Below are 25,569 nucleotides of genomic sequence, written 5' to 3'. Positions count from 1 at the left end.
CCTATTCTGTCGAAGAGAATAGGAGTTGATCCCAGATATAACAAAAAGGGTAAGAAATCCGAGGGTTTAAAATGATAAAATTCATGTACATATTTTGTTTAATCGTATGGGGCCTCAATTTTATTGCAGTAAAGATACAAGGTACACCAGTTAGTTTGGAATTATCCTTAGCATTGCGTTTAGTTATAGCAGCCTTACTATTTTTAGTCCTGATCTTTATACTTAGACCCAAGGGAAAACCTAAAAGAAAAGATATTCCGTTCGTTATCGTTTTTGGCATTTGTAACTTTGCGTTAAGTTATCTCTGTCTTTATTACGCTACCATCTTAAGCTCAGCTGCAATTGTAACCATCATTTTTTCCTTAAAAGTGATACTAACACCAATCGCTCTCCGTATTTTTTTAAAAGAAAAATTACACCCTCGTATTTTAGTTGGGGGGATACTCGGGGTATTAGGTGTTTGTATCCTCATATATCCGACGTTTAATAATTTTCAAGGTCTTGTTGATTTGAAGGGAGTTATGATTGCATGTTTAGGTACATTTCTTACAGCTATTGGAGATGCAAGTTCAGCAAGAAATGCTACACAAAAGGTAGACCCTATCTATGCTAATGCAATAGGGTTTACAGTAGGCAGTATAGTTATGGGCGCAATGGTATTTTTTCAAGGACACGAAATAATACTTCCAACAACAATTACGTATGTAACGGCTTTACTATACTTATCTGTAGTAGCTTCGTTTTTGGCTTGGCTATTTTATTTAAAGCTTGTTGAAAAAATTGGAGGAGCCAAAAGTGGATATATCGTAGCACTATTTCCTGTGATTGGTGGAATTGCATCTGTTTTGATTGGTGAATCTACTCCATCCATTTATTTATTTGTTGGTTGCCTATCTAGTTGTCTTGGAGCTTCAATTGCTTTAGGGTTTAGAATAAAACGTAGTAAAGTGAAGGTACCTGTAACTTTTCATTAATTTATAGTCACTTGGCTATATTTAAAAGAAAATTAGAATGTAGGGAAGAAAAAAGCAGAGGCGTTTTATAGCTCTGCTTTTTTCTTAAGCCTTCCCATGCAACCCGTTACTATTAGAATGGCATCCCTTCTATGCTTCTTTTGGAAATTTTTCTATCCCATAATATTGAGATATAAACGCAAGAAAGGACTCACTCGGAAGGGTAAGTGCTTCTTCTTTGTAGATCAAGGTAAAGTGACGCTTCATTCGGACATCTTGAATAAAAAGCTCACGAAGAACCCCCAACTGTAATTCCTTCTTAATGGCAGATCTAGAAATAATCGAGATTCCCATACCAGACTCAACAGCGGCTTTAATTGCTTCCGTATTTTCAAGTTCTAGGATGACATTTAAGTCGGCTGGATTCAGCTGAAATCTCCTTAAGCTTTCTTCTACAACTTGTCTTGTACCGGATCCTTGTTCTCTCATAATCATCGGTAGGGAGAAAAGTTCATCCGCTGTAATCTCTTTCTTGTTAATCTTTGCATCAAATAGACTAGAAGCTACAATGATCACAAGCTCATCTTCCATAAAGGGAAGCTGTTGAACTTCGCGGTTAATATTATAAGATTCTATAAACCCTAAATGAATTTCTTGATTATACAGCTTTTCGATTACCTCATCTGAATTGTCCATTTTTAAAAGTAGATTCACATGAGGAAATTCCTTTTGATATCTTCCTAATATATATGGCAAGATATATCCGCCTATGGTTAGACTAGCACCGATATTCAAATCTCCATGAATGGACTCTGACAAGAGGGAAATTTCCCGTTTAGTCTCGTGTACTAAGTTTAATATTTTCTCAGCATACTTATATAAAAGTTTACCTGCAGGTGTTAAGGTAATTCGCTTTGTTGTTCGCTCAAAAAGCTTTATAGACAAAGAAGTCTCCAATTGTTGAATTTGTAAGCTTACACTAGGCTGCGAGAGATGTAGAATTTTTGCTGTCTCTGAAAAACTGTTACCCTTTGCAACGATATAAAACACCTTTACATGTTCAAGGTTCATCTCAAACCCCCTTTCTAGACAAGCTTTCTATAGAAAGTATATTAATTGCACATGGAAAAAGACCGCCTTTGTTAGATAAGGCGGCCTTGCTTGATCTTGGAACTTGTCATCGATCTATTAATTAATGAGTAAAAGTAAAACAGGACCAAGTGCGGCTAAAGCAATAAACCCGATCACTCCTACTAATACTGGTTTAAATCCAACCTTTTTGAAATCACTAAATTTGATGCTCAACCCTAATCCTGCCATCGCCATGGATAAGAGAAAGACACTGAGTAGTAAAAGGCCATTTACTAATCCTTCAGGTAGCAGAATAAAAGTATTGAGACAGCTCATGGCTAAAAAGCCGAAGATAAACCAAGGAACCGGTAAGTTTTTAATAGAGGACTTTTCCTTAACGTTGCCTTTCCCGATTTTTGAAAAAATAAATCCAATCATAATGGCTACTGGGATTAATAACGCGACTCGCCCTAATTTTACGATGATGGCTGTTTCACTGCTGACTTCACCGCCAGGCACTGCTGCTGCAATTACGTGAGCCAGTTCATGTAAAGTAGAGCCTACCAAGACTCCATAACTATAAGAATCAAGATGTAAATAAGGGTAGAGGAAAATATACCCTAAGGCACCAATCGTTCCTAATATAGCAATACATGCGACGGCTAACGCGGTAAACTCTTTTTTACTTTTAATAACAGATGCTACTGCAACAATGGCAGCTGCTCCACAAATAGCTGTCCCGACCGCAATTAATGTATTCAGATGTAGATCTACTTTTAACAGTTTTCCTAATCCAATCATGACGGCTAAGGTAAATCCAATCACAATCGCATCTATTAAAAGAATGGTGAGACCTGATTCAAAGATTTGACTAAGATTCAAACGTAATCCCATCAAGATAATTCCAGCTCGAAGGAGGTATTTACTGCTGAATGTAATACCATGATTAGCTTGCGGCTGAGTTCCCATGATTCCTGACCAAATCATTCCTAGCATAATCGAGATGATCATGATTCCCATGATTGAAAAGAAAGGCAATTGCACAATTTGATTGGCTACTAGTGCTAACACCAATGTCAAAAGGATGCCTCTTACGTATTCTTTGCCTTTTATTCCTTTCAGGTTCACAGCTTTATCTTTTACTATTTCTGTTTTGATTTTTTGCGTTTCCATCCTGATCCCCTTTCTCTAGATGTACGAACCACCTCTTATACATATAGAGTAACACAGAACACAGCACTAGAATTATAGTACTTTGCTATAGGCTTTATTAAGAATTATAATAGGTGATTTCTACTAACTGTTAAGTGGCTATAAGCTTAGTTTTAAATCGCGAAATTTAAACACAACTAGGTGTCAAATAGTGTTCTGCAACACTGAAGCAAGGTATAACATGAAAATAGAGAACCCCCTTTTTCATGAATCTTATAGAAAGTAGGAGAATGATATGAAAAGTATTTTTGAAGTAGGAAATTTAAAATCAAATGGACATTATGCGCTAGCAACCATTCATCAAGATACTGTTTATGTATCAGGGCAGTTTTCAATTGACCCTGTAACCCGTGAAAAGAAGTTTGGCACGATTGAAGAGGAAACTCTACAAGCTCTTAAAAATGTGGAGATGATTTTAGAAGAAGCGGGAAGTAAGAAGGACCAAATTCTTCGAATGACCTTATATATTCCGGATGTGAAGCTATGGAATCAGGTAGATGCAGTGTATAGAGAGTTCTTTGGTGATCATAAACCAGCTCGCACGGTCGTACCAACAAATGAATTACATTTTGGCTTTAAAATTGAAATCGAAGCGATTGCTTATATCTAGTTCTATTTCTGTAGAAAACCCTATATTTTTTATAAAGAATAGATGAGGGGTTGGCAAATGGAACAATATAGATGCAATAGTTGTGGGGAAAAGTATTCTGTTACGGCAACTAGGTGGCGGTGTGATTGCGGGGGAATGTTAGATCTAGTAAAAGATATACCCAAGATTGATGTGGCAGCATGGAACCATTTTCCGAATTCGTTGTGGCGATATGTTGAAACGATGCCGTTTTTAAAAGATTCTAAGACTTGGGAATCTGTCACGATGGGGGAAGGTCAATCTCCTATAATCGTTCTTGATCCTCTAGATCCTACTACATATGTAAAAGTAGATTATGTGATGCCAACGCTATCTTTCAAAGACCGAGGTGCCGCTGTCTTAATGACAAAAGCGAAGGAATTAGGGGTATCAAAAGTGATTGCGGATAGTAGTGGTAACGCTGGTACGTCAATTGCTGCCTATGCTGCACGTTGTAACATATCATGCGACATATATTTAAGTGCTAATACATCTCCGAAAAAGATTGCTCAAGTGAAAGCACACGGTGCAACTATTAAGGAAATTGAGGGAACACGTGAAGACATTGCAGCGGCTGCCCAAAAAGCCATTCAGGAGGAAACCGTATTTTACGCCAGTCATGTGTATAATCCTTACTTTTATGAGGGGACGAAAACGTACGCGTATGAAATTTTTGAACAACTAAAAGGAGTGCCAGATTCATTAATCATCCCGGTGGGGAATGGAACACTGTTACTGGGCGCTTACTATGGTTTCAAGGAGTTATTGGAAAACAGATTAATAGATAAAATGCCAAAACTAATTGCCATTCAAGCAGCAAACTGTGCACCTCTTGTCACTGCTTTTGAAAGCGGAGAAATTACCCCAGCACCTGTTGTAAACCAAGGGACACTAGCAGAAGGTATTGCGATTGCAGCACCTGCACGTGGAAAGCAAATTCTTGAAGCCGTTCGCAAAACCAATGGTACGTTTATTAGCATTGAAGAAGATGAGATTCATAGTGCCCGTGCCAAGCTTGCATATTTAGGGTTCTATGTTGAAATCACATCAGCTGTTAATTATGCTGGCTACTTGAAATATAAGAAAGCACCAGAGGAAACAATTGTTATTCCTCTTTGTGGAGCGGGGATTAAATCATAGGATCGTATTCAAGTGGTTGTTCTTTAGGAGCTACCACTTTTTTATGGATAGATAATTAATCATGAAAATTAATTCAATTAAAGTATATATACCTTTTTTTAACATAGATAAGAATATAATAGGATGCTAGCTTTAAAATCTTTTTCATTATAGGGAGAGATAAGATGAAAATAAAGGAATTAGAGACCCCGTGCCTATTAATAGATCGAGAAATCATGATGGACAATATTCGTCGGATGCAGTTATATGCTGATAAGTACAACGTTAATCTTCGTCCACACACAAAAACACATAAAATGCCTGCACTGGCTAAATTACAGGAACAGGTAGGTGCAAAGGGCATTACCGTCGCAAAAGTTGGTGAAGCAGAAGTGATGGCTGAGAACGGATTAAACGATATATTTATAGCTAATCAAATAGTAGGGGAAGGTAAATTATCTACCATAAAAAAACTTGCCGAATCTATCGATATTTCCTTTGGCGTTGATAGTATCGAACAATGCAAAATGATAGAAAAAGTATTTAGTGATAGTCAGAAACAGGCCCAAGTTCTGATCGAAATTGAAGTGGGGGAAAATCGCTCAGGTATTATTGAAGAAAGTGATTTTGTTCTTTTAGTAGATTATATAAAGAATTGCTCTCATGTGAACTTATTGGGTATCTTCTCCCATGATGGTCATACATACAAAGCAAAAGATCTCGATGAATGTCGTATCCTCTATAATGATGCTCAAATTCGTACGCTTCATTTTGCACGTCTAGCGGAAGAACAAGGGTGCAAACTAGAAACGGTTAGCATTGGATCTACTCCACCTCTTATGCATGATTTTGGAGTGATGGAGGGAATTACTGAACTTCGTGTGGGAACTTATATCCTCATGGACGTAGCTCAAGGAAATGCTATAGGTACATACTCCAACTGTGCCGCTAGTGTTCTAACAACTGTCATCAGTAAGCCAACCAAGGAACGTGTAATCACCGATGTGGGTGCAAAAGGGCTAACGATGCAAACGCGTAGTGGGGGAATATGTGCAACTACAGGTCTAGGCTATATTAAAGATTTCGATCACGTTTATGTTAATCAAGTCTATGATGAACATGCGATTATTTATAATGAAACATTCCGAAATACAGTGGAAATTGGTCAAAAAGTAGAGATTATCCCAAATCATATTTGCCCCGTTTGCAATCTGTATGATAACGGTTATCTAATATCTGGAGATGAAGTGGTGGAGGACATTCCAATTCTTTGTAGAGGGAAGTTGCAATGAATGTAAAGTGCAATAATGTTGAAGATACAATCCCATGTCAATACCTGTTAAATGAAGCATTGGAAAGGCTTAGAAAAGAAGATAGACAAGAAGGTAGAAGAGAGGGTAGACAAGAGGGTAGACAAGAAGGCATACTTGAAGGCAGAGAAGAAGTAAGAATGAAATTGCGGGAAAGCTATTAAAACTAAACGTCAGCTTGGAAGCTATTATCCAGGCAACAGGTTTAACCAAAGAGGAAGTAGAAAAGCTAAGGAAATAGAGCAGAAGGGACAGGTTCGCCTTCTTTCTAATAAGTGGGACAAGGGACCTGTCCCCCTGTCCCAAAAGGGTGATTGTGTGAAGCGAGTGATTCCGGCTATACGTAGTATGAAGGATTTTGAAAAGGTACTTAAAACAGATCATGAGCAAATCATTTATTTAGAGACACGTCTTTCGCAAGTTGAGATCATCGTTAGATATGCGAGAAAGCATAATAAAAAAGTGTTTATGCATGCGGACCTTATTCAGGGGTTAAAGCCGGATGAATATGGACTTGAGTATTTAATTCACAATGTGAAGGTAGATGGGTTAGTATCCACAAGGGCTAACGTGATTGAATTTGCAAAAAAGCATAAGGTAATTAGTATTCAACGTTTGTTTGCATTGGATAGTCATGCACTAGAACGGAATTTGAAAATGAGTAAAAAATTCCAACCGGATTACATCGAGGTTTTGCCAGGAATTCTTCCGAATGTGATAAAAGAAATTCATGAGGAAACAAAAATTCCTGTTATTGCAGGAGGACTAATCCGTACAGAAGAGGATATACAGCAAGCTTTAAATAGTGGTGCTTTTGCGGTCACCACCTCTGACAGGGCTCTTTGGTAAGGAGTGAATTTTAATTGAAAATTCGTACAATTTAAGTTTGACAACGTTTTCAAGATATTATATACTAAAATTAAGTTAATATTATGTGAAGAGACTACGGAGACACATTTATATTCTTTGGATATCGAATTCAAGGATTTATTAAATGTGTCTTCTTTTTGTTCTCTTAACATAGATCTGAGGCTAGATCATTATAGTTGGGGTAATGTTTTAGCATGTTTTGTGATTGGCCTTAATCTATTATTCTTTTTTACCTAACAAAATTTAAAAATGCTTAAAGGGGAGGATTTTATGAAGAAAAAACCGTTGATTTTATTAGTGGTTTCATTAGTGCTCGTTTTAATTGGAAGTTTAGTAGCTTCAAATTTTAATAGCTCTAGTGGAAATGTAGATGTATCACGCATCTATTTTGATACACCAGGTGGGGAGCTGTCAGGTCTATTGTACAAACCTGAAGGTGCGGACGAGGAAGCAAGACCGACCATTATCGCCACACATGGTTACTTAAACTCTGGTGAAATGCAGGATGCTCAGGCGATTGAAATGTCCAAAAGAGGCTATGTGGTATTAGCACTTGATATGTATGACCATGGACATTCAACTGGAACCATGGAAAAGCCAGTTCCGTTCTTCTCATTTTGGCCAACTGCCATGTACGACGCAGTTCAGTATATGTATGAGCAAGACTATGTTCTAAAGGATGAGCAAGGAAATGGGATCATTGGTGTAACTGGCCACTCCATGGGAGGGTTCTCTTCAACTAATGCGGTAATCCTTGATGAAAAAGCTTTCGCAGAAACGGGTGTTAGAAAAATATTCGCTAATTTAACAGTCGGTTCAGATTATCGTTGGGTATACTTTTTAGAACTAACGGCTGAAGATATTAACAATTCATATGGTCCAAGAACTTCAGGTAAAATTGCTGGAAATTATGATGAATTTTTCTTTGATGCAGAGTCACAAGCTGCTGGAGCAACTGTTATTAAGAAAAACTATGTAGGAACTCCAGAAGGTGCAGGATTCTTAGGGAATCCAGAAACTCCTGAAGCAGGTAAGTTTTATGCTGTAAATGATGGACAAAGAATCGTTTATCAACCAAACGAATTACACCCTTGGAATCACTTTTCAGCAACGTCCACAGGGTATGCGATCGATTTCTATGATACGGCATTTGCAGATTATGGCGATCTAGTAACAATTGGTGAAGAGGGTCAAACATGGGTATATAAAGAGTGGTTCTCATTTGTCGCTCTAATCGGATTCTTTATGTTATTTATTCCGGTAGTTACACTGTTATCGAAATTACCGTTCTTAAACAGTATCTACACGAACAAGCCAGAAGCGCTACCTGAGTCAAAAACAGATGGTGGAAGACTTGTTGGATTAATCATTGCAGTATTTAGCGGATTATTCCCGGCTATTTTCTTCCCTGCGTTATACAGTGGAAATGTTCCAGGAATGACCATTTTCAGACAAGGAATTATGATCTTTATTGCATTATCAGCAATTGTCCTTATTTATTCACTGGTGAAAGGCTTAGGAAGCCATATTAAAAAGGGTTCCTTCATCGTGCTAGTAATAAGTGTGATTCAGTATATTGTATTAAGAAATCAAGCTAAAATCACGGCGACTACTGAATATTTTGGTGCACCAACCGTAAATCCAATTATGTTCTGGGCTGTTAACGTTGCGATTTTGACTCTTATCATTATGGTTACGGTACACTATGCTTGGAGAAAATCAGAGGGTGCAACACTTGCGAATTATGGACTAAAAGCAAGTCCTAAGTCAGTGATTGCTTCACTTGTAACAGCAGTGATTGCTCTAGTGATTGGGTATGGAGTACTTTACTTGGTTGATGCGGTATTCAAAGTGGACTTCCGTCTATGGACTTTTGCAGTAAAGACATTTGAAGATCAGCATGTGATTGCATTGCTGAAATATGCACCATTATTCTTCATCTACTACTTTATCGTGGGGCTATCGGTTAACATCAATACCGCTACTACGAAATATGATGGATTCAGAGGCTATTTCATATCAGTTGCACACTTCATCGGTGGTCTAGTGCTTTACCTTGGCTACCACTATGGATTATTATTTATGACAGATACTGCTGGATATCCTGCTGAAGCACTTTCTTCTATTATTGTAATCGGTATTGTACCTGCACTATTAGTTGCAGCAATCTTTAACCGTTACTTCTTTAGAAAGACAGGAAATGTATATGTGGCAGCGTTCCTCAATACATTGTTAATGACATTAATTACAGTAGCAAATACAACGCTTTATACAATCTTTTAATTGTATATAATAAAAGGAATGAACAAAAGAGCAAGGACTCAGGTCCTTAGCTCTTTTTTCTAAGGTGGTGTAGAGTGAAGAAAGAGTTACTCTAATCATTTTCAGGGGAGGATTGGAATGGGAAAGTATATATTAGCACTTGACCAAGGAACAACAAGCTCTAGGGCGATTTTATTCAATAAAAATGGAGAGATCGTTGAAACGGCACAGAAAGAATTTGAACAATTCTTTCCTAACCCTGGTTGGGTTGAACATGATGCCAATGAAATTTGGACGTCGATTCTTGCTTGTATCGCGGATGTACTACGAAAAGCTGATGCGGACCCTTTAGATGTTGCCGCGATAGGAATTACGAACCAGCGTGAAACAGCAGTCGTATGGGATAAAAATACGGGAAAACCTGTATATAAAGCGATTGTTTGGCAATCACGTCAATCAGAGCAGATTTGTCGGGAACTTAGAGAAAAAGGCTATAATGAGTTATTTAATGAAAAAACAGGACTACTGATTGACCCGTATTTCTCTGGTACAAAAGTAAAATGGATTCTAGACAATGTTGATGGAGCAAGAGAAAAAGCAGATCACGGTGACTTACTATTCGGGACTATTGATTCTTGGTTAGTTTATAAGTTGTCTGGTGGGTATACACATGTAACTGATTATTCGAATGCCTCTCGCACATTAATGTTTAATATTTATGATTTGAAATGGGACGATGAGTTATTGGAAATTTTAACAGTACCAAAGAGTATGCTACCAGAAGTGCGCCAATCCTCAGAAGTTTATGCACATACGGTGGATTATCATTTCTTTGGACACAGTATTCCCATCGCCGGTATTGCAGGTGATCAACAAGCTGCGCTATTTGGGCAGGCTTGCTTTGATAAAGGAATGGCGAAAAACACGTATGGAACGGGCTGCTTTATGCTCATGAATACAGGGGAAGAAGGAGTAAAGTCCAAGCACGGTCTCTTAACCACTTTGGCTTGGGGCGTAGATGGAAAAGTCGAATACGCGTTAGAAGGAAGTATATTTGTAGCGGGATCGGCCATTCAATGGTTACGTGACGGATTACGAATCATTGAAGAAGCACCAGAAAGTGAAGTCTTTGCAACAAAAGTGGATTCTACAGAGGGTGTTTATTTTGTTCCGGCATTTGTTGGATTAGGAACACCTTACTGGGATAGTGATGCCAGAGGTGCTGTGTTTGGCCTAACACGTGGGACTACCAAGGAGCACTTCATTCGTGCAGCACTTGAATCGTTAGCTTACCAAACTCGTGATGTGCTTGATGCTATGGCACTGGACTCGGGAATTGAGTTGAAATCACTCCGTGTAGATGGTGGTGCCGTGAAGAATAACTTCTTAATGCAGTTCCAAAGTGATGTTTTAGGAGTTCCTGTCGACCGTCCGGTGATCAATGAAACAACAGCCTTAGGTGCAGCCTTCCTAGCTGGCTTGGCAGTCGGGTTCTGGTCCGGGAAGGAAGAAATTAGACAGCAATGGCAAATTAATCAAACCTTTACCACACAACTAGAAGAGGAAAAACGTGAAGACCTATACACTGGTTGGAAAAAGGCAGTTGCAGCAACACGAGCATTTAAGTAAGAAGAAGATTCCTTCTTACAATGGGGGTAAAATCCTTTAAGTTAACGTCAAACTATGATATAGTAAAGATAAGTTAATATTATTGGATGGAGACTTCGAGAGACCATAATCACTCTTTTTTCGGGCAAACTGAAAAGAGAGCTGTATTGTGGTCTTTTTTTGTCCTCTTAAAAATTTTTCCTAAGTTCTTTCATCAAACAATATAGATTTTTGAAAGGGATCGATGAGCATGAAGTTTACAAACCTAAAAAGATCAGAAATAAAGGACAACATTCAAAAGGAAGCACTGGACCTCCTTGTTATAGGTGGTGGAATTACCGGTGCTGGGATTGCGTTAGATGCCATCACAAGAGGATTAAAGGTAGCGGTAATTGAAATGCAGGACTTTGCTGCAGGTACGTCTAGCCGATCAACTAAGCTTGTACATGGTGGATTACGCTATTTAAAGCAATTTGAAATTGGCGTTGTAGCTGAGGTTGGTAAGGAACGTGCGATTGTGTATGAAAATGGACCTCATGTCACAACGCCAGAGTGGATGATGCTTCCGTTCTACAAGGGTGGTACGTTTGGACCGTTTTCAACTAATATCGGTTTGCAGGTATATGATTTTCTAGCTGGTGTTATCAAGAGTGAAAGAAGAAAAATGTTTAAGCCGGATGTGGCAATAAAGCGTGAGCCGTTATTAAAACGGGACGGATTAAAGGGAGCAGGCTATTATGTGGAATATAAAACCGATGATGCTCGCTTGACCCTTGAGGTAATGAAAAAGGCTGTTGAAAAAGGTGCATACGCGCTGAATTATATGAAGGTTAATGATTTAGTTTATGAAAATGGCAAGGTAGTGGGCGTGAAGGTAGAAGATCTCACTGATGGGTCCACACAAGAAATGAGAGCGAAAAAAATCGTCAATGCGGCTGGACCATGGGTGGATACATTAAGGGAGATCGATCAATCTAAAAAAGGGAAAACGCTGCAACTAACAAAAGGAATCCACTTAGTCTTTGACGGCAAAAGATTTCCATTAAAACAGGCTGTTTATTATGATACATCTGATAAACGGATGATCTTTGCAATTCCAAGAGAAGGTAAAACCTATGTTGGGACGACAGATACCGTATATAAGGGCGACATTGCTCATCCTAAAATGACAGTAACCGATCGTGACTATGTCCTAAATTCAATCAATTTCATGTTTCCTAAAGTCCAGATTACAGCAGCAGATGTAGAGTCAAGTTGGGCTGGACTTAGACCGTTGATCCATGAAGATGGAAAATCGCCATCTGAAATATCTCGAAAGGATGAAATATTCGTTTCAGATTCAGGGTTCATTTCCATTGCTGGAGGGAAATTAACGGGTTATCGAAAAATGGCAGAAAGCGTGATTGATATCGTCACCAAGCAGCTTCAAGAAGAAGAAGGAAAACAGTACCCACGCTCACAAACGAAGCACTTACCTATGTCTGGTGGAGATGTGGGTGGCTCCGAAGGGTTTAAATCGTTTCTACGTAATCAAACGAAAGTAGGAATGGAGCTCGGCCTAACAGAAGATATAGCAAAGCAGCTTATCTACCGTTACGGTTCCAATGTAGAAACGCTCTTTACCATCTTCAGAGATGAAAAAGAAAAGGCTGAAATGGAAAACTTGGACCCACTCGTATACGCCATGGTAAAGTATGCGATTGACTATGAGGCTGCATATAAACCAGTCGACTTTTTCATTAGACGAACAGGAGCGCTATTCTTTGCAATTGATTGGGTTCGAGAGCATATGAATTCTGTGATCACATATATGAAGAAAGAATTTAACTGGTCAAAAGAGCAAGAGAAACAGTATAAAGAAGAATTAGAGCAGTTAGTGTATGAGGCGACTCATCCAATTGAAAGGGAAGAGTTTTAGGGACAGGTACCTTGTCCCAGTCCAGCTTCTAAAAATAGGGGTATAGTTAATTTCCTACTCCCCGTATCTTCCTATATAAAAAACTAAGGCCGAATCTCCCATTATTCCATTGAGGGAATTCGGCTTTTTCCTGCATGAAAACAGAATCTAGGTTAGATAATAATCTTATGTATTTATTTTAAAATAGAAAAAAATGAGTCGGATTTAAACAAACGTTTAATTAAATACGTAGCAAGAATCAGATGCGAAGAGGAGTTTTTATGATGAAAAAAATTTAACTTGAAATGAGTTTTTGAAAATATAATTTTAGGATAGTAATCAGAATGAAATGATGAGAAACAAAGGGATGGTTCTCTTGGTTCTAAATTAAATAGCGATCTTGTCATTCCGATGTGTAGGAACTTCAAGATCGCTATACTATACTAATATCCACTTTTTAATCCTTTCTAGGAAACTAACCTTCTAATCTTTTTCCTTTAAGTTTGAATTCCCAGCATCATTTGCTATGCCTTCGCCTTTCTGTTTTCCATTGGAATCACCTTTTCTTAATAGAATCTAGAAGTGAATCCCCATGTATCAAGATCGAGATACATTTCGCTAACATTACTTCATTGGCTTGCAACTCCCTCTGTAGAAATTTTTAGATTTACTTGGCAGCAGTATAGCCATACTCCTTTTCCTAATTTTTTACATTGGCATCACTCCTAAGGGTAATAATGATAGTGCATCCCCATGTACCATTTGTACATTTCGGCTTTCATTAGTTCAGCCTTTTCCGTATCACAACCCTTCTTCTTTTTCCTTCAAGGTATACCGAATGTAAGTTTAAGTAACTTCATTTTTTTCACCCTTTCTGTTTGGCTTGTCCTAATCATACTATTTTTAATTATATTTTGTAAATATTCAAAATATTTAGTATTTAACTATTTTTGTCGTATTATAGGCTTTTATCTCATTCATTCTTCATAAAGCTCTCTTTTTAATTTATTTTTTAAAAAAGTTGGTTGAGGAAGCGGAGACTCGAAAACGTTCATGGGTGTTTTCGTGTATTAAGAGAGGAGAGAACAGGACCTTAGCTTTTCAGAGATAAAGAGAACTCAAAACTTTTATTTAGACCACCTAGTTATAAAAGCATTTTAGGCAGAATACAAATAAATCAAAGAAATGCAAAGTAAAGACTCATAATGCAAAGTAGGTGGATGAAAAATGACAACGAATGCAAAAGATGTTGTGGTAATTGGCGGTGGAATTGTCGGTACATCGATTTTACGTCTTCTTTCTTTTTATGATATAAACGTATGTTTAATTGAGAAGCAACCAGATGTTTGTGAAGGTAGTAGTAAAGCGAATAGTGGCATTATTCATACTGGTTTTGATGCAAGACCAGATAGTATTGAAGCCTTGTGTTTAAGAGAATCAAGAGATTTGTGGCCACAGTTAGTAGAGGACTTAAAAATCCCCTTTGTGGAATGTGGGGCTGTGATGGTGGCAACGACAGAAGAGGAGAAAGAAATCATCTTTACCAAATACATTCCAAATGCAAAAGCAAACGATGTGAAGGTGAGTTGGCTTTCTAAAGAAGAGGTCCTTGCCTATAACCCAGCTGTTTCACCGAGTACGGTTGGAGGATTACTGATCCCAGGTGAGGCGATTGCCGATCCATTTTGGGCGACGAGAGCATTTGCAGAAGTAGCTGTTTTAAATGGTGCGGAAGTGAAACTGAACGCTGGCGTGACAGATATTACGGAACAAAATGATAGCTTCAGGATTACATTAGAAACTGGTGAAGAACTGGAAACAAACTTCGTCATAAATGCTGCGGGGTTGTGGTCAGATGAGATTGCTAGAATGATTGGAGACGACAGCTTTTCGATTACACCGAGGAAAGGTCAGTTTATCTTAACAGAAGAACAGATTGATATCTCTCAAATTATTCTTCCTGTTCCAACGCAAAAGTCGAAAGGAACACTTGTATCTCCCGTTGTATTTGGTGGTTTTTTACTAGGGCCAACAGCAGAGGACCAAGAAGATAAATGGGACCGTGGAACAACACCAGAAGGGTTAGACCTAGTTTTAAAAGGATGCGAAAAGCTTGTGCCTGGAGCTGCAAACTGTGAATCAATTAGACAATTTGCTGGTGTTCGTGCTGTATGTTCAGAAGGAGATTTTGTGATTCGCTCTTCTGAAGTGAATAAGAGATTGATTCACGCAGCAGGGATTAGATCAACAGGGGTATCGTCCTCCCCAGGAATTGCACAATTTGTTGTAGAGCGTTTATCTGAAGCGGGACTTTCACTTCAATATAAGGAATCCTATACAACGTCACTACCTGACCAATTCAATGATGCGCAAGATACGGGAGAAATTGTGTGTCTATGCCGGTCGATTTCTAAAAGAGAAATTACAAATGCAATTCAAAATCCGCTAAGTGTCTTAACGTTAGATGGTGTGAAGCGAAGAACGGGTGCCACACTGGGGGAATGCCAAGGAAATCTATGTATCTCTAAAATTGTCGATCTACTTCAAGACACGGAGCAACAAACGTCGATAACAAAAGGTTTACAACAATCCTACTTGGCCTGCAAAGGAGGGATAAATCATGAGCTATGATCTACTCATTATAGGTGCTGGATTATCAGGATTATCTGCTTTACAACAAGCATATAAAAGAGGATTTGAAAAGGTTCTGATCATCGATTATGAGAAGCAAGCAGGAGGATTTACAAGACCCTTCTTTGAAATGAAACGGTTTGAAAAAGAGCAGTTATTCTACCAGCAAGTTCAAGAACTACCATATGAAGTGAGATATCAAACGACGGTTGTTGGCTTTTTCCCAGATGAGCAAGGAAAGCAACATCAAGTATTCATTCAAAGTCCAACTGGACATGAACAAATTGAGGTAAAGAGGATACTTATTGCAACGGGTTCGCTTGAAAAGCCAAGAGAGGCTCAAAAGGTTCCAGGCTCAAGGCCATCTGGGGTGATGACACCACTCTTAGCTGCCAGTTTACTAGAGAAAGGATATAGCCTAGGTGAGAGAATCATGCTCTATGGAACAGGCCGTATAACAGAGAGTATGGGGCATTTACTTGAAAGACATGGTGCCACATATCTCACACTAGATTCTAGTGAATATGACCTAACAAGAATAACAGGTGTGTCAAAGCTATCTTCTATACAGTATCAAAACCATTCAATGTTGCTTCCAAAAGAAGAACCTGCTGATGTGTTGATTTATTCCAAAGGGAGAATTCCTTGTACCTTCTTCTTGAAAGGAACGGGGATTGAGCGGGATCCTCACCATCATATTATTGTAGATGAAAAAGGAAGAACGAATGTAAAAGGTGTTTATGCTGCAGGGTCCTGTACAACGGCTGGAGATGATCAGCATGAACATTCAATAGAGCAAGGTCAATATGTAATGAAAAGTGTTTTATAAAGGAGTTGAAATAATTTGTATTTAAAAAACCAATTTTTAATAGAAGCAAGTCAAGATGAGGTTTGGTCGGTCTTTATGGATGCGGAGAAGTTAGGAAAGTGTGTACCTGGTTGTAAGGAAATCATGATGATTAGCCCCACAAAATATGATGCTGTCATGGAAGTTAAGATACAATTTATGACCATTACCTTTCAGGCAAGTGGTGAATTAAAAGATGCAAAGGAAAAGGAACAAATTACAGTAGAAATGACAGGAAAGCCGGTTGCCCTCGTTGGCTTATTCCGAAACAAACTAATTGTCAATTTGACTGAGACAGAAAACGGAGAAACATTGGTAGACTACGAGATGGATCTTCAGCTCACTGGTCGCTTAGCCTCACTTGGAGATATTTTAATGAGAGGCACCATTACAAAATCCGCAAACGAATTTGCTGAAAATGTCCAAAAACTCTTCCAACATTCAAACTAGTAGAAGGTGAAAAAGATGTTACAAGAAGAACGCCAGAAATTGATTCTTACTGAGTTAAAGGAACATCATTCTGTTCGTATAGCCAACCTATGTAAAAAGCTTGGGGTTACGAGGGAAACCATTAGACGAGATTTACATGAACTAGAGGAAAGTGGCCATTTGAAGAAGGTTCATGGTGGGGCTGTCCAAGTGAAGGCCAGTCTTGAGCCTTCTTATCAAAAAAGGGAATTGATCAATACAAAAGAGAAGGAATCACTTGCGAAAAAAGCAGCATCCCTGATCGAGGATGGAGATGCTGTCTACTTCGATATTGGGACCACAACGTTGTTAATACCGAAGTTTATGAAAGAAAAGAAAAATGTAACCGTTATCACAAATGGAGTAAAAGTTGCGATGGCTCTTGCCGAGTGTCCAGGAGTAAAGGTAATTTTGACTGGGGGTGAAATGAGAGTCGGAGAGATGGCATTGTCTGGCGCTACGGCCCTGAAAACAATCGAACCGTTTTACATTGATAAAGCCTTTATTGGTGTCGGGGGAATTGATTCTCAAGTAATCACAGATTATCACTTAGAAGAAAAAGAGATTCGTAGAATGATGGTGGAAAAGGCAACCACCACGTTTGCACTAGCAGACTATTCAAAGTTTGGGACGAAAGCCTTTGTACAGGTATGTCCTATAGAAGAGATTCATACGGTCATCTGTGATGGGAAAGCACCAAAGGATATGATCGTTAAGCTTCAGGAGAAAGGGGTGAATGTGATCGTTGTAAGAGAGGTCAACAAAGTCTTTTCATAAAAAGGAGGAACAAGAATGAGTAATCAAAATGAATTAAATGGGTTTCACTATAAGCAAGAGCTAAAACGTACCCTAAAGTTATTCAGTTCTTTTGCCGTTGCATTTTCATTTATCTCGATTACAACCGGTATTTTTACGAATTACGGCTTTGTTCTTGGAACATCAGGACCAGCTGGAATTTGGACGTGGCCAATCGTAACAATCGGACATCTTCTGATTGCGCTTATTTTTGCAGAGCTTGCAGGAAGAATTCCAATCAGTGGCTATTCCTATCAATGGGTATCAAGAATTGCAAACCGTGGACTCGGCTGGTTTTCTGGTTGGATTGCATTTTGTTTCTTAATGCTAGTTGTTCCAACCGTCAACTACGGACTCGCACCGATTGTTGGGGAAATGTTTGGCTTTGGTACGTCAAAGACTACACTTGCGACGATCGTTATTGTCACACTGATCATTCAGGCACTCATTAATATTTTTGGAGTAAAACTAGCTACTAGGATTAATGATGCAGCAGTTTATACAGAAGTAATTGGAATGATTGGAATTATCATCATCATTGGAGCCGTTGTCATTTTTGGAAACGCAGATTGGAGTATGCTTGTGAATACCGGAGACGGTCTTGCAAGAGAAGGTTCATACCTTGGAGCCTTTATATTAGCTGCATTAATGGGTTCTTATACCATCGTTGGATTTGAAGCAGCTGCCAATCTATCAGAAGAAACGGTTAATGCAAAAGTAAATGTGCCAAAAGCTATCATTTTATCAGTTCTACTAAGTGGTATTATTGGATTTATTTTTCTCATCGTCATCTCAATAGCGATCCCTGACCTAGCCGCAGCAACAAACTCCGCTAACCCGATTCCTTATGTCTTACAACATTATCTAGGAAAAACAACTGCAAATTTATTCTTAGTTCTAGTAATCATCTCAATCTTTGCTTGTGGACTTATTATCATGGCATCAGCATCAAGATTAATCTTTGCCATGTCTAGAGACAATGTGTTCTACGGAGCGAAGGTGTTTAAAAAGGTATCTGAGGGAGGATCTGTGCCAACGAATGCTATCCTTCTTGTATTAGGCCTTGGAATTATCGCCGTTTTATTTGCAGACTCCTTAACGTTACTTGTTGGAGCAACAGCCGTGTTACCGGCAATCCTTTATTTAATTACGGTCTGTGCGTATGCTCGGAAATCAAAGGATTTACCACCAACCGATTCATTTACTCTTGGTAAGTGGAGAAAGCCAGTAACATATCTGACCATCATCTGGCTTGTCATTGAAATTGGAATCTTAACCATACCAAGTGCCTTCCACCAAGTGGCCATTGTAGCAGGAATCCTAATGTTGGTAGGGGTTATTCTTTACTTCATCTCCTTTAGAAAGAACATGTTAGCTGGAAAAATTGGAATAAAAGAGTAGTAGAGTGGGTGTGAAATGGAAAACTATCTATTAACAATCGATCAAGGAACAACCGGTACGAAAGTCATGCTATTTACTAAAAATAAAGACGTGATGGCTCACCACTATGTGAAGCATACTCAATATTATCCGAAGCCAGGCTGGGTTGAGCATGACCCAGTTGAGATATGGGAAAAGGTAAAAGAGGGCGTACGGGGTGTACTAGAGAAAACCAGAATTCAACCAAACCAAATCGCTGGGATTGGATTAGGAAATCAAGGAGAAACCATTCTGGCATGGAATGCTGAAACAGGAATCCCCTTATACAACGCGGTGGTCTGGTCATGTCGTAGGTCCGAAACCATAGCAACTAATTGGCTACAGCAAGAAGGCTGGAATGAAAGAATAAAACAAAAAACGGGATTAATCATTGACTCTTATTTTTCCGCAACAAAAATCGAATGGTTATTGGAGGAAGCACCTCAAGTCAAGCAGTTGCTTGAGGCTTCCCCTTCTGCCTTACGATTTGGAACATTAGATACATGGTTGATTGCCAACATGACGAACTTTAGCTCGTATGTAACGGACCACTCAACGGCTGCTAGAACACTGTTATTTAATATTCATAGTCAGGATTGGGATGATGAGCTTCTGCAGTTTGTAGATGTGGATCGTAGCTACCTTCCTACCATTCAACCAACTGTCAGTGAATTTGGATGGACAGACCCTGAGGTGTTTTGTGGAATTCATGCCCCTATTCGGGTAAGTATCGTCGATCAACCTGCTGCCCTTTATGGACATCAATGCTTTGAAAAAGGTGATGCCAAGTGTACATATGGAACTGGCTGTTTTGTTTATATGAACATAGGGGAAGATTGTTTGACAGATGCCAATGATTCCTTATTAAAATCGGTAGTATGGAGCAAGAATGGAAAAACAACGTTTGCATCAGATGGTTCCATTTTTTCTGCAGGTTCGGTCCTTGAATGGGCAATGGATTCCCTATCACTTTTTCAAAATATGGAGCAACTTCAGAAGCTCTCTAACAGTTGGATGGAAAAAGAGGTTGAGATTGATGATAATCTAATCTTTGTACCATCTTTAAGCGGGATTGGGGCACCGCATTGGAATGCAGATGCGAGAGGACTCTTTTTAGGATTTACTCATTCAACAGGTAAGGAAGAAATGATCAAAGCTATTCTCCAAGGGATCGCTCATCGAGTTGTAGATGTAGTTGAAGCCATTCAGGAATCAACTCACATCAACATCTCAACCTTAAAAGTTGATGGAGGTCTGGTCGTTAACCCGTATCTAATGCAGATGCAAGCCGATTTGTTAGGTGTCCCGGTTGTTGTGCCTGATGTGTCAGAAACAACTTCGTTGGGGCTTGCATTACTACTGGGTGAAGCTTGTGAGTGGTGGGAGATGGATGAGATGTTACCTGAAGGTCAACTCACAACCTATCAACCAAGGTTAGAAGAAGTGAAGAGGAAACAATATAGAAATGAGTGGAAGAGGACGCTTCAGTTATTGAATGAATATTATCAATAGATGTAGAGACAGTGTTGGTCACACTGTCTCTTTTTAGTAATAGTTAAGCATCTGTATACTTTTTTTGGGACAAGGTGCCTGTCCCCTTGTCCCAGGGACAGGTCCCCCGTCCCACCTATTTCCACTTCCCAATATTATTCAACTTAACATCAATGTCCACATTAATATCCATTTTGGAAAACTCTTCGTGCCAGTCTAATGCTTTCCAGTCATTGTAAGACATCTTATTTTTTACGTATCTTCCTACGCCAATCGAGTCGACTTGGAGGTCTTGTAGCGTTTTGATTAACTCACGGGACTTTTCCTCTATTTGTGTGCGGAGGTCTTTTTCAATTTTCATTTGAACTTTAGGGTCGGCTAGGTCCTGCATACCTGTATACTCTTGCACGTTTCCTTTCATCTTAATGTAGATAGTGGCACTAAGTGAGTCAGGAGAAGAGTACGTTGCTTTTACTTTATGAGTGGTTTGTACGTAGCTAAGCATGATAACCGCACTTTCTTCGCCTTCATCGTCAACTTCCATATCCAATGAGCCGTGATCGATTTTTTCCTTCAGAAAAAACAGCATTCCTGATTCGTCAGAACTTAATAGATCGATCAATTTGTCATCTTGAAATAAACCGATTCCATCAAACTTTATGTCTTTTTTGGTGGTATTAAAAACAGGTAGGATTGGGTCGATTCCTTCGTCGTAATAATCGCGGTTAAAATGGAAGATATCATAAATGATATCTGTGCTTGTCTGATGAATTCTCTGAAGGTAGCGTTCTAAATAAGTGGCATTCTGTCCTTCCGAATCAACCTCAATTTCTAAAAGCTCGCTTGCCTTATCCATTCCAAGTCCAAGCATCACTCTAGTACCGATACTAGGATCTCTACTCAATGTGTCAATATGCTTGAGGATGCCTTCTCTTGCTAAATCCTCTCCAAATAGTGCGACCCTAAGTTGACCACTTTCTAACTGAAGATCGGTTTCGCGGTCTAATTTATCTCTGGCAGATTTACTTGATTTTGCGTTGGCGCTTAAATTTTTTCGGTCATATTTTCCATCCTTTGTGATGATGGGAAAGGTGATGGTTACGTTAATGGGGTTTTCTTTATCATCTGATTTATCATAGGCAACAGCATTGATAAGAGCAAGATCATCAATTATTTTCACATCGGAGCAACCAGTTGCAAGGATACAAGACAGTAATAGAAATAAAAATGTTCTCCACTTAACCATTTTTTGAATATTCCTTTTTCAATAACTTTTCAAATCCAACAACAGTTAACGCTAGAATCGGAAGTAGAAACGCAATGGCTATGCCGGCATAAGTCAAATACTCCAAGAGCATATCCACCTCTCTCATAATCGAGGGATAAAGGGACATGGAGAAACTAATCAGAATAATACCGATCATCATATACGTCTGCTTCAGTTTTGGTAAAGTATGATCCATGATCTCCTTTGCCCCCCATAAATACATAACCAAAGTGATGAGAACTTTAAGGCCGAATAGCGAGAAGATAAAGTTCTCAACCCGTTCTAGGACAGGAAATTTTATGTATTCGAGTAATGCGATTAATGGATACATTTCCTGTGTTAATTGACCAAAGCTAAAAAATCCAAAACTAACAATACAAATAGAAACATAGATGAAAGAGGTGATACAATTTCCCATAAGTAAAGAGAAAAGTCTTTTTTTTGCAATTAAATGGACAAATAAAAGCGATAATTCATAGCCCAATAGCGATGAATAGATATTGATTCCGCCTTTGATCAAGTCTTTCTCACCTTGAAAGATAAAGGGACTAAGTCGTGTGAAGCTAAATTCTTTTAGATGTAAAAATAATAGCAAAGTAGTCCAAACCGTAAAGAAAAATAAGACAACGGTTGCTTTACTGATATGATAAATTCCACCCTTGATCAACATATAGCTTAACAGTAAGGAGATAATCATTAAGACCATGTTGTGAAGAAAAGGAAAAAACAGCATTTTCGTTAGCATGATAAATTTCAACATGACCAAGGTACCAAGGCCAATCCAAACAACAACAATTAACAGATAGAGTGGGGTCATGAAGATTTTAGGGATGCGTGTAAAAATTTCAAATACCGACCGTTCCTTCCCTAACTTAAATACAAGCCAAATAATATAAATGTTTATATTGGCAATGAGCCAGACAATGATGATACCAATCCATCCATTTGTTCCAAATGTTTCAGCAGTCAATCGTGGTAAGGAAAACAACATAACACCTGACTGAATCATATAAATGAGAACTGAAGCCTGGAAAGGATTTAGACGTTCTTTCATGGGTCACCCTACTTTAGCTATGACATCTTACCTTGTTTCAGATTTGTTATTTTTTTTAATAGCCCCTCTGAATAAAGAGTATTTCCAATATAGGGGGCGTGTAGGCGATAGTGGCATTAAATAAGGATAGTTTAGGTTCGTTATGCTTGTTAAATGAATAACAAGTAAACCAAAACCAAACACAATGCCAATATTTCCTAAAACAGCTGCCATAATAATAAAAGCAAACCGAACGATTCGAATAGAGGCACTCATTAAATAACTTGGAATGACAAAGGATGCAATGGCTGAAGCTGCAACCACAATGATCAGGATATTACTTGTAATCCCAGCGTCCACGGCTGCCTGTCCGATAACAATCCCACCCACTATACCAATGGTTTGACCTATTTTAGTGGGTAACCTGGCCCCTGCTTCTCGTAATAATTCTAATAAAAACTCTAAGAACAAGGCTTCTATAATAGGAGGAAACGGAACTCTACTCCTCGATTCAACCAAAGTAGGCAATAAAGCTTGAGGAATCATTTCGTAATGATGTGTCGTCACTGATACATAAAGAGGTGTGAAAAAAATAGTAATGAGGAGGGCGGCAATCCGTAATAGCTTAATAAATGTACCAACTACCCACCTCTGTCCAAAGTCATCAGTTGTTTCCATAAAATCTAAAAAGCCTGTTGGTGTACAGAAAGCGTGCGGACTATCCTCGATTAAACCGACAATCTTACCTTCAAAGAGTTTATAAACGCTTATATCCGGCCGTTCTGTCACAAAAAATTGCGGAAATGGAGAATGTGGATTGTCATCAATTAATTGAACTAACATATTGGTGTCAAGAATTCCATCATTTTTAATTGATGCTATTCGCTTTTCTAGTAAGGTTACTTCTTCTTTTGAGACGTGATCTTCTATATAGAGAAGATAAACTGTTTTTTTTGAGATTGTACCGATTACTAATTTAATGGCTTTTAATTTGGAACTTATAATTCTTCTACGTATAAGTGAAAGATTTGTACTAATGGACTCTACAAATGAATCATGAGGACCAACTATCGCTGATTCCACATCTGAGCTTGTAACAGCCCGAGCTTCCCCATCCTTTACGGGAAGTTCATATGCTTTTTCTTGAAAAAAAAGAATGGCATTTCCGTGGAAAATCGAGTCCTCCACCTTAGAATAATCAGTTAACTCATTATAGGAAGACCGATATAAATAGTTCTCAAGCTCATCACTCTTCAGTTCACGTATATCCTTTACTCGCTGCTCGAATATTTCCTTGACGACTAGATAGTCAAAATAGTAAATGGTCATTCCAAGATGTTTAAAGGTTACCGTTGTTAAATCTGCAGTAAGTTCAAAGTGCTTCTGAAATTGAGCAAACAATGAAGTTGCACTGGTAGTTGGTTGATTAGTGTTTTGTGTTATCTCTTCAGAAAACTCGGTTTTAATGGAGGGGTCGTTATGGCCCTGCGCTTGTTTTTCCCACTCTTTATAGTAACGATTACGAAACTGGCGCATGTTAGTGGCTCCATTCCCTTTTTTAACATTTTCTGCATTAGCCGGTAATTTATTCATGTTACTGATTATTTTTAATACTATATATATATAGGGTTTCTAAAGTGAGGGGGATGATTGTGAATAGAAATAATAAGCTTACTCCATGGGAAGAACACTATTTCTGGGTGAATATTCTTTTAGATCATGCCATTTTCGTGAGGGATTATCTATCTCCAGCAGAAACGAGACTGGTCAATGAGGCAAATGGGTTTATTTCGAGATTTGCTGCAATTAGGGGGCAGCTTCAACAAATATCAAGTCAAAGTGATGTAAGCTCTCCGGCACTGATTGAGTTTTCACAGATCTCTGCTCCAGCAGCTTATGATTATTATCGTTTTGAAGGCAAAATTATGAATCTTAGAATTAATAACGAAGTGAAAATAAACATCACTCCTACTTACTTTAACGGTACAACCAATGAAAATGCTGAATACTTACGAATCCTTCAATACTATGTGAAGGGCATGGATTATCCTCCGCTTCCGTTAGTGGACTTATTGGATTTATGGCTAGAAGATCAGCTTGGTCATGCTTCCTTATTAAGAAGATCACTGGACGGAGTAGAGCAGCTTCTCCTTGAACGTGTGAATACAATGATTAAAGTGGTATCAGCTCATATGTTGAAAAATGAGGCAATAAAAGGCTATTTACGCTTCGTCCCGCCAAACTTTCCGGGACAAATTCAATTTGCTCAAGAGGTCATTAAATCGGTAGCCTCATTTAATGAAACGGTGGAATATGTATTAGAGCGATTTAAAGATGACGAAGTGTTCAACTCAACGGATTTGCGCTTCTTAGAGCATCATTTTCCAGAATCCTGTTATTTTTTGAATAAGCTAGCAGATTTTGTACCAGGGACACAGCCTAATTGTGCTGTGACTGATTATTTCAGGTATCAAGTTTAAATAAAATCTTTAAGTCTAGGAAAAAATTTCTAGGCTTTTTATAATGAAAATTTGTTGTGGTTTTGGTCCACTTAAAAGCCTAATAGGTTGTATTTTGATATAGTAAATAATCACTACAATTTAAACAAACGACTAATTAACTTTTTCCTAATAATCCGGTTTTTCTAGGTTTCTTTTTGATGATGTAAAATTAACATGAAAATCGATC

General features: G+C 38.5%; 21 protein-coding genes. 16 read left to right on the top strand and 5 right to left on the bottom strand.

Annotated elements, in window-relative coordinates; all coding sequences use genetic code 11:
- Positions 1–71 precede the first annotated feature (71 nt).
- Positions 72–974, top strand: coding sequence for a DMT family transporter (locus G4D63_RS17320; RefSeq protein ID WP_163181049.1), 903 nt, complete (start codon positions 72–74; stop codon positions 972–974).
- Positions 975–1,103: 129 nt separating this feature from the next.
- Here G4D63_RS17320 and G4D63_RS17315 read toward each other — a convergent pair whose 3' ends face one another.
- A complete protein-coding gene (locus G4D63_RS17315) occupies positions 1,104–2,024 on the bottom strand; it encodes a selenium metabolism-associated LysR family transcriptional regulator (RefSeq protein ID WP_163181047.1) in 921 nt (306 codons plus the stop codon).
- Between the two features lie 117 nt (positions 2,025–2,141).
- Positions 2,142–3,197, bottom strand: a complete 1,056-nt coding sequence (locus tag G4D63_RS17310; protein WP_163181045.1) for a YeiH family protein — start codon at positions 3,195–3,197, stop codon at positions 2,142–2,144.
- A gap of 274 nt (positions 3,198–3,471) precedes the next feature.
- Between G4D63_RS17310 and G4D63_RS17305 the strand changes: the two genes are divergently transcribed.
- From G4D63_RS17305 to G4D63_RS17240, 14 genes are all read left to right on the top strand, one after another.
- Positions 3,472–3,846, top strand: coding sequence for a RidA family protein (locus G4D63_RS17305; protein ID WP_163181043.1), 375 nt, complete (start codon positions 3,472–3,474; stop codon positions 3,844–3,846).
- A gap of 57 nt (positions 3,847–3,903) precedes the next feature.
- On the top strand, positions 3,904–5,004 hold the full coding sequence (locus tag G4D63_RS17300) for a threonine synthase (RefSeq protein WP_163181041.1): 1,101 nt from the start codon (positions 3,904–3,906) through the stop codon (positions 5,002–5,004).
- 164 nt (positions 5,005–5,168) lie between these two features.
- Complete coding sequence (locus G4D63_RS17295; protein ID WP_163181039.1) at positions 5,169–6,275, top strand: alanine racemase; 1,107 nt, start codon at positions 5,169–5,171, stop codon at positions 6,273–6,275.
- Complete coding sequence (locus G4D63_RS21755) at positions 6,272–6,457, top strand: FliH/SctL family protein (protein WP_204559174.1); 186 nt, start codon at positions 6,272–6,274, stop codon at positions 6,455–6,457. Before G4D63_RS17295 ends, G4D63_RS21755 begins: the two co-directional genes overlap by 4 nt.
- A 154-nt stretch (positions 6,458–6,611) precedes the next feature.
- A complete protein-coding gene (locus tag G4D63_RS17285) occupies positions 6,612–7,142 on the top strand; it encodes a glycerol-3-phosphate responsive antiterminator (protein WP_338024000.1) in 531 nt (176 codons plus the stop codon).
- A 291-nt stretch (positions 7,143–7,433) separates the two neighbouring features.
- Positions 7,434–9,446: an alpha/beta fold hydrolase gene (locus G4D63_RS17280; protein WP_163181037.1), complete on the top strand. Its 2,013-nt coding sequence runs from the start codon at positions 7,434–7,436 to the stop codon at positions 9,444–9,446.
- Positions 9,447–9,563: 117 nt separating this feature from the next.
- On the top strand, positions 9,564–11,054 hold the full coding sequence (glpK, locus tag G4D63_RS17275; RefSeq protein WP_163181035.1) for a glycerol kinase GlpK: 1,491 nt from the start codon (positions 9,564–9,566) through the stop codon (positions 11,052–11,054).
- 229 nt (positions 11,055–11,283) lie between these two features.
- Entirely contained in the window at positions 11,284–12,951 is a 1,668-nt protein-coding gene (locus G4D63_RS17270; RefSeq protein ID WP_163181033.1) for a glycerol-3-phosphate dehydrogenase/oxidase, read from the top strand.
- 1,206 nt (positions 12,952–14,157) lie between these two features.
- Positions 14,158–15,561 (top strand): NAD(P)/FAD-dependent oxidoreductase, encoded by a 1,404-nt coding sequence (locus G4D63_RS17265; protein WP_163181031.1) that lies wholly within the window; start codon positions 14,158–14,160, stop codon positions 15,559–15,561.
- On the top strand, positions 15,551–16,390 hold the full coding sequence (locus tag G4D63_RS17260) for an NAD(P)/FAD-dependent oxidoreductase (protein ID WP_163181029.1): 840 nt from the start codon (positions 15,551–15,553) through the stop codon (positions 16,388–16,390). Before G4D63_RS17265 ends, G4D63_RS17260 begins: the two co-directional genes overlap by 11 nt.
- Positions 16,391–16,405: 15 nt before the next feature.
- Complete coding sequence (locus G4D63_RS17255) at positions 16,406–16,858, top strand: SRPBCC family protein (protein ID WP_163181027.1); 453 nt, start codon at positions 16,406–16,408, stop codon at positions 16,856–16,858.
- Between the two features lie 15 nt (positions 16,859–16,873).
- Positions 16,874–17,653 (top strand): DeoR/GlpR family DNA-binding transcription regulator, encoded by a 780-nt coding sequence (locus tag G4D63_RS17250; RefSeq protein WP_163181025.1) that lies wholly within the window; start codon positions 16,874–16,876, stop codon positions 17,651–17,653.
- 15 nt (positions 17,654–17,668) lie between these two features.
- The gene (locus G4D63_RS17245; protein ID WP_163181023.1) at positions 17,669–19,072 is read left to right on the top strand and encodes an amino acid permease; all 1,404 of its coding nucleotides are present in this window, start codon (positions 17,669–17,671) and stop codon (positions 19,070–19,072) included.
- A gap of 15 nt (positions 19,073–19,087) precedes the next feature.
- Positions 19,088–20,602 (top strand): FGGY-family carbohydrate kinase, encoded by a 1,515-nt coding sequence (locus G4D63_RS17240; RefSeq protein WP_163181021.1) that lies wholly within the window; start codon positions 19,088–19,090, stop codon positions 20,600–20,602.
- 115 nt (positions 20,603–20,717) lie between these two features.
- Here the strand turns inward: G4D63_RS17240 and G4D63_RS17235 are convergent, their stop codons facing one another.
- From G4D63_RS17235 to G4D63_RS17225, 3 genes are read right to left on the bottom strand one after another with little or no spacing between them, the layout of a single operon-like run.
- A complete protein-coding gene (locus G4D63_RS17235) occupies positions 20,718–21,827 on the bottom strand; it encodes a Ger(x)C family spore germination protein (RefSeq protein WP_163181019.1) in 1,110 nt (369 codons plus the stop codon).
- Positions 21,820–22,902 carry a GerAB/ArcD/ProY family transporter gene (locus tag G4D63_RS17230; RefSeq protein ID WP_163181017.1) on the bottom strand — a complete coding sequence of 361 codons (1,083 nt, stop codon included), beginning with the start codon at positions 22,900–22,902 and terminating at the stop codon, positions 21,820–21,822. The genes G4D63_RS17235 and G4D63_RS17230 overlap by 8 nt, the downstream gene beginning before the upstream one ends.
- A 27-nt stretch (positions 22,903–22,929) precedes the next feature.
- Positions 22,930–24,417, bottom strand: coding sequence for a spore germination protein (locus tag G4D63_RS17225; protein WP_163181015.1), 1,488 nt, complete (start codon positions 24,415–24,417; stop codon positions 22,930–22,932).
- Between the two features lie 116 nt (positions 24,418–24,533).
- Between G4D63_RS17225 and G4D63_RS17220 the strand changes: the two genes are divergently transcribed.
- The gene (locus tag G4D63_RS17220) at positions 24,534–25,361 is read left to right on the top strand and encodes a DUF2935 domain-containing protein (RefSeq protein WP_163181013.1); all 828 of its coding nucleotides are present in this window, start codon (positions 24,534–24,536) and stop codon (positions 25,359–25,361) included.
- The last annotated feature ends 208 nt before the right edge of the window (positions 25,362–25,569 follow it).

Origin of the sequence: Bacillus mesophilus, assembly GCF_011008845.1 — a bacterium.
Lineage (GTDB): Bacteria > Bacillota > Bacilli > Bacillales > SA4 > Bacillus_BS > Bacillus_BS mesophilus.
The sequence above is the reverse complement of the archived record's forward strand: the minus strand, read 5'-3'. Positions and strand labels throughout refer to the sequence as shown.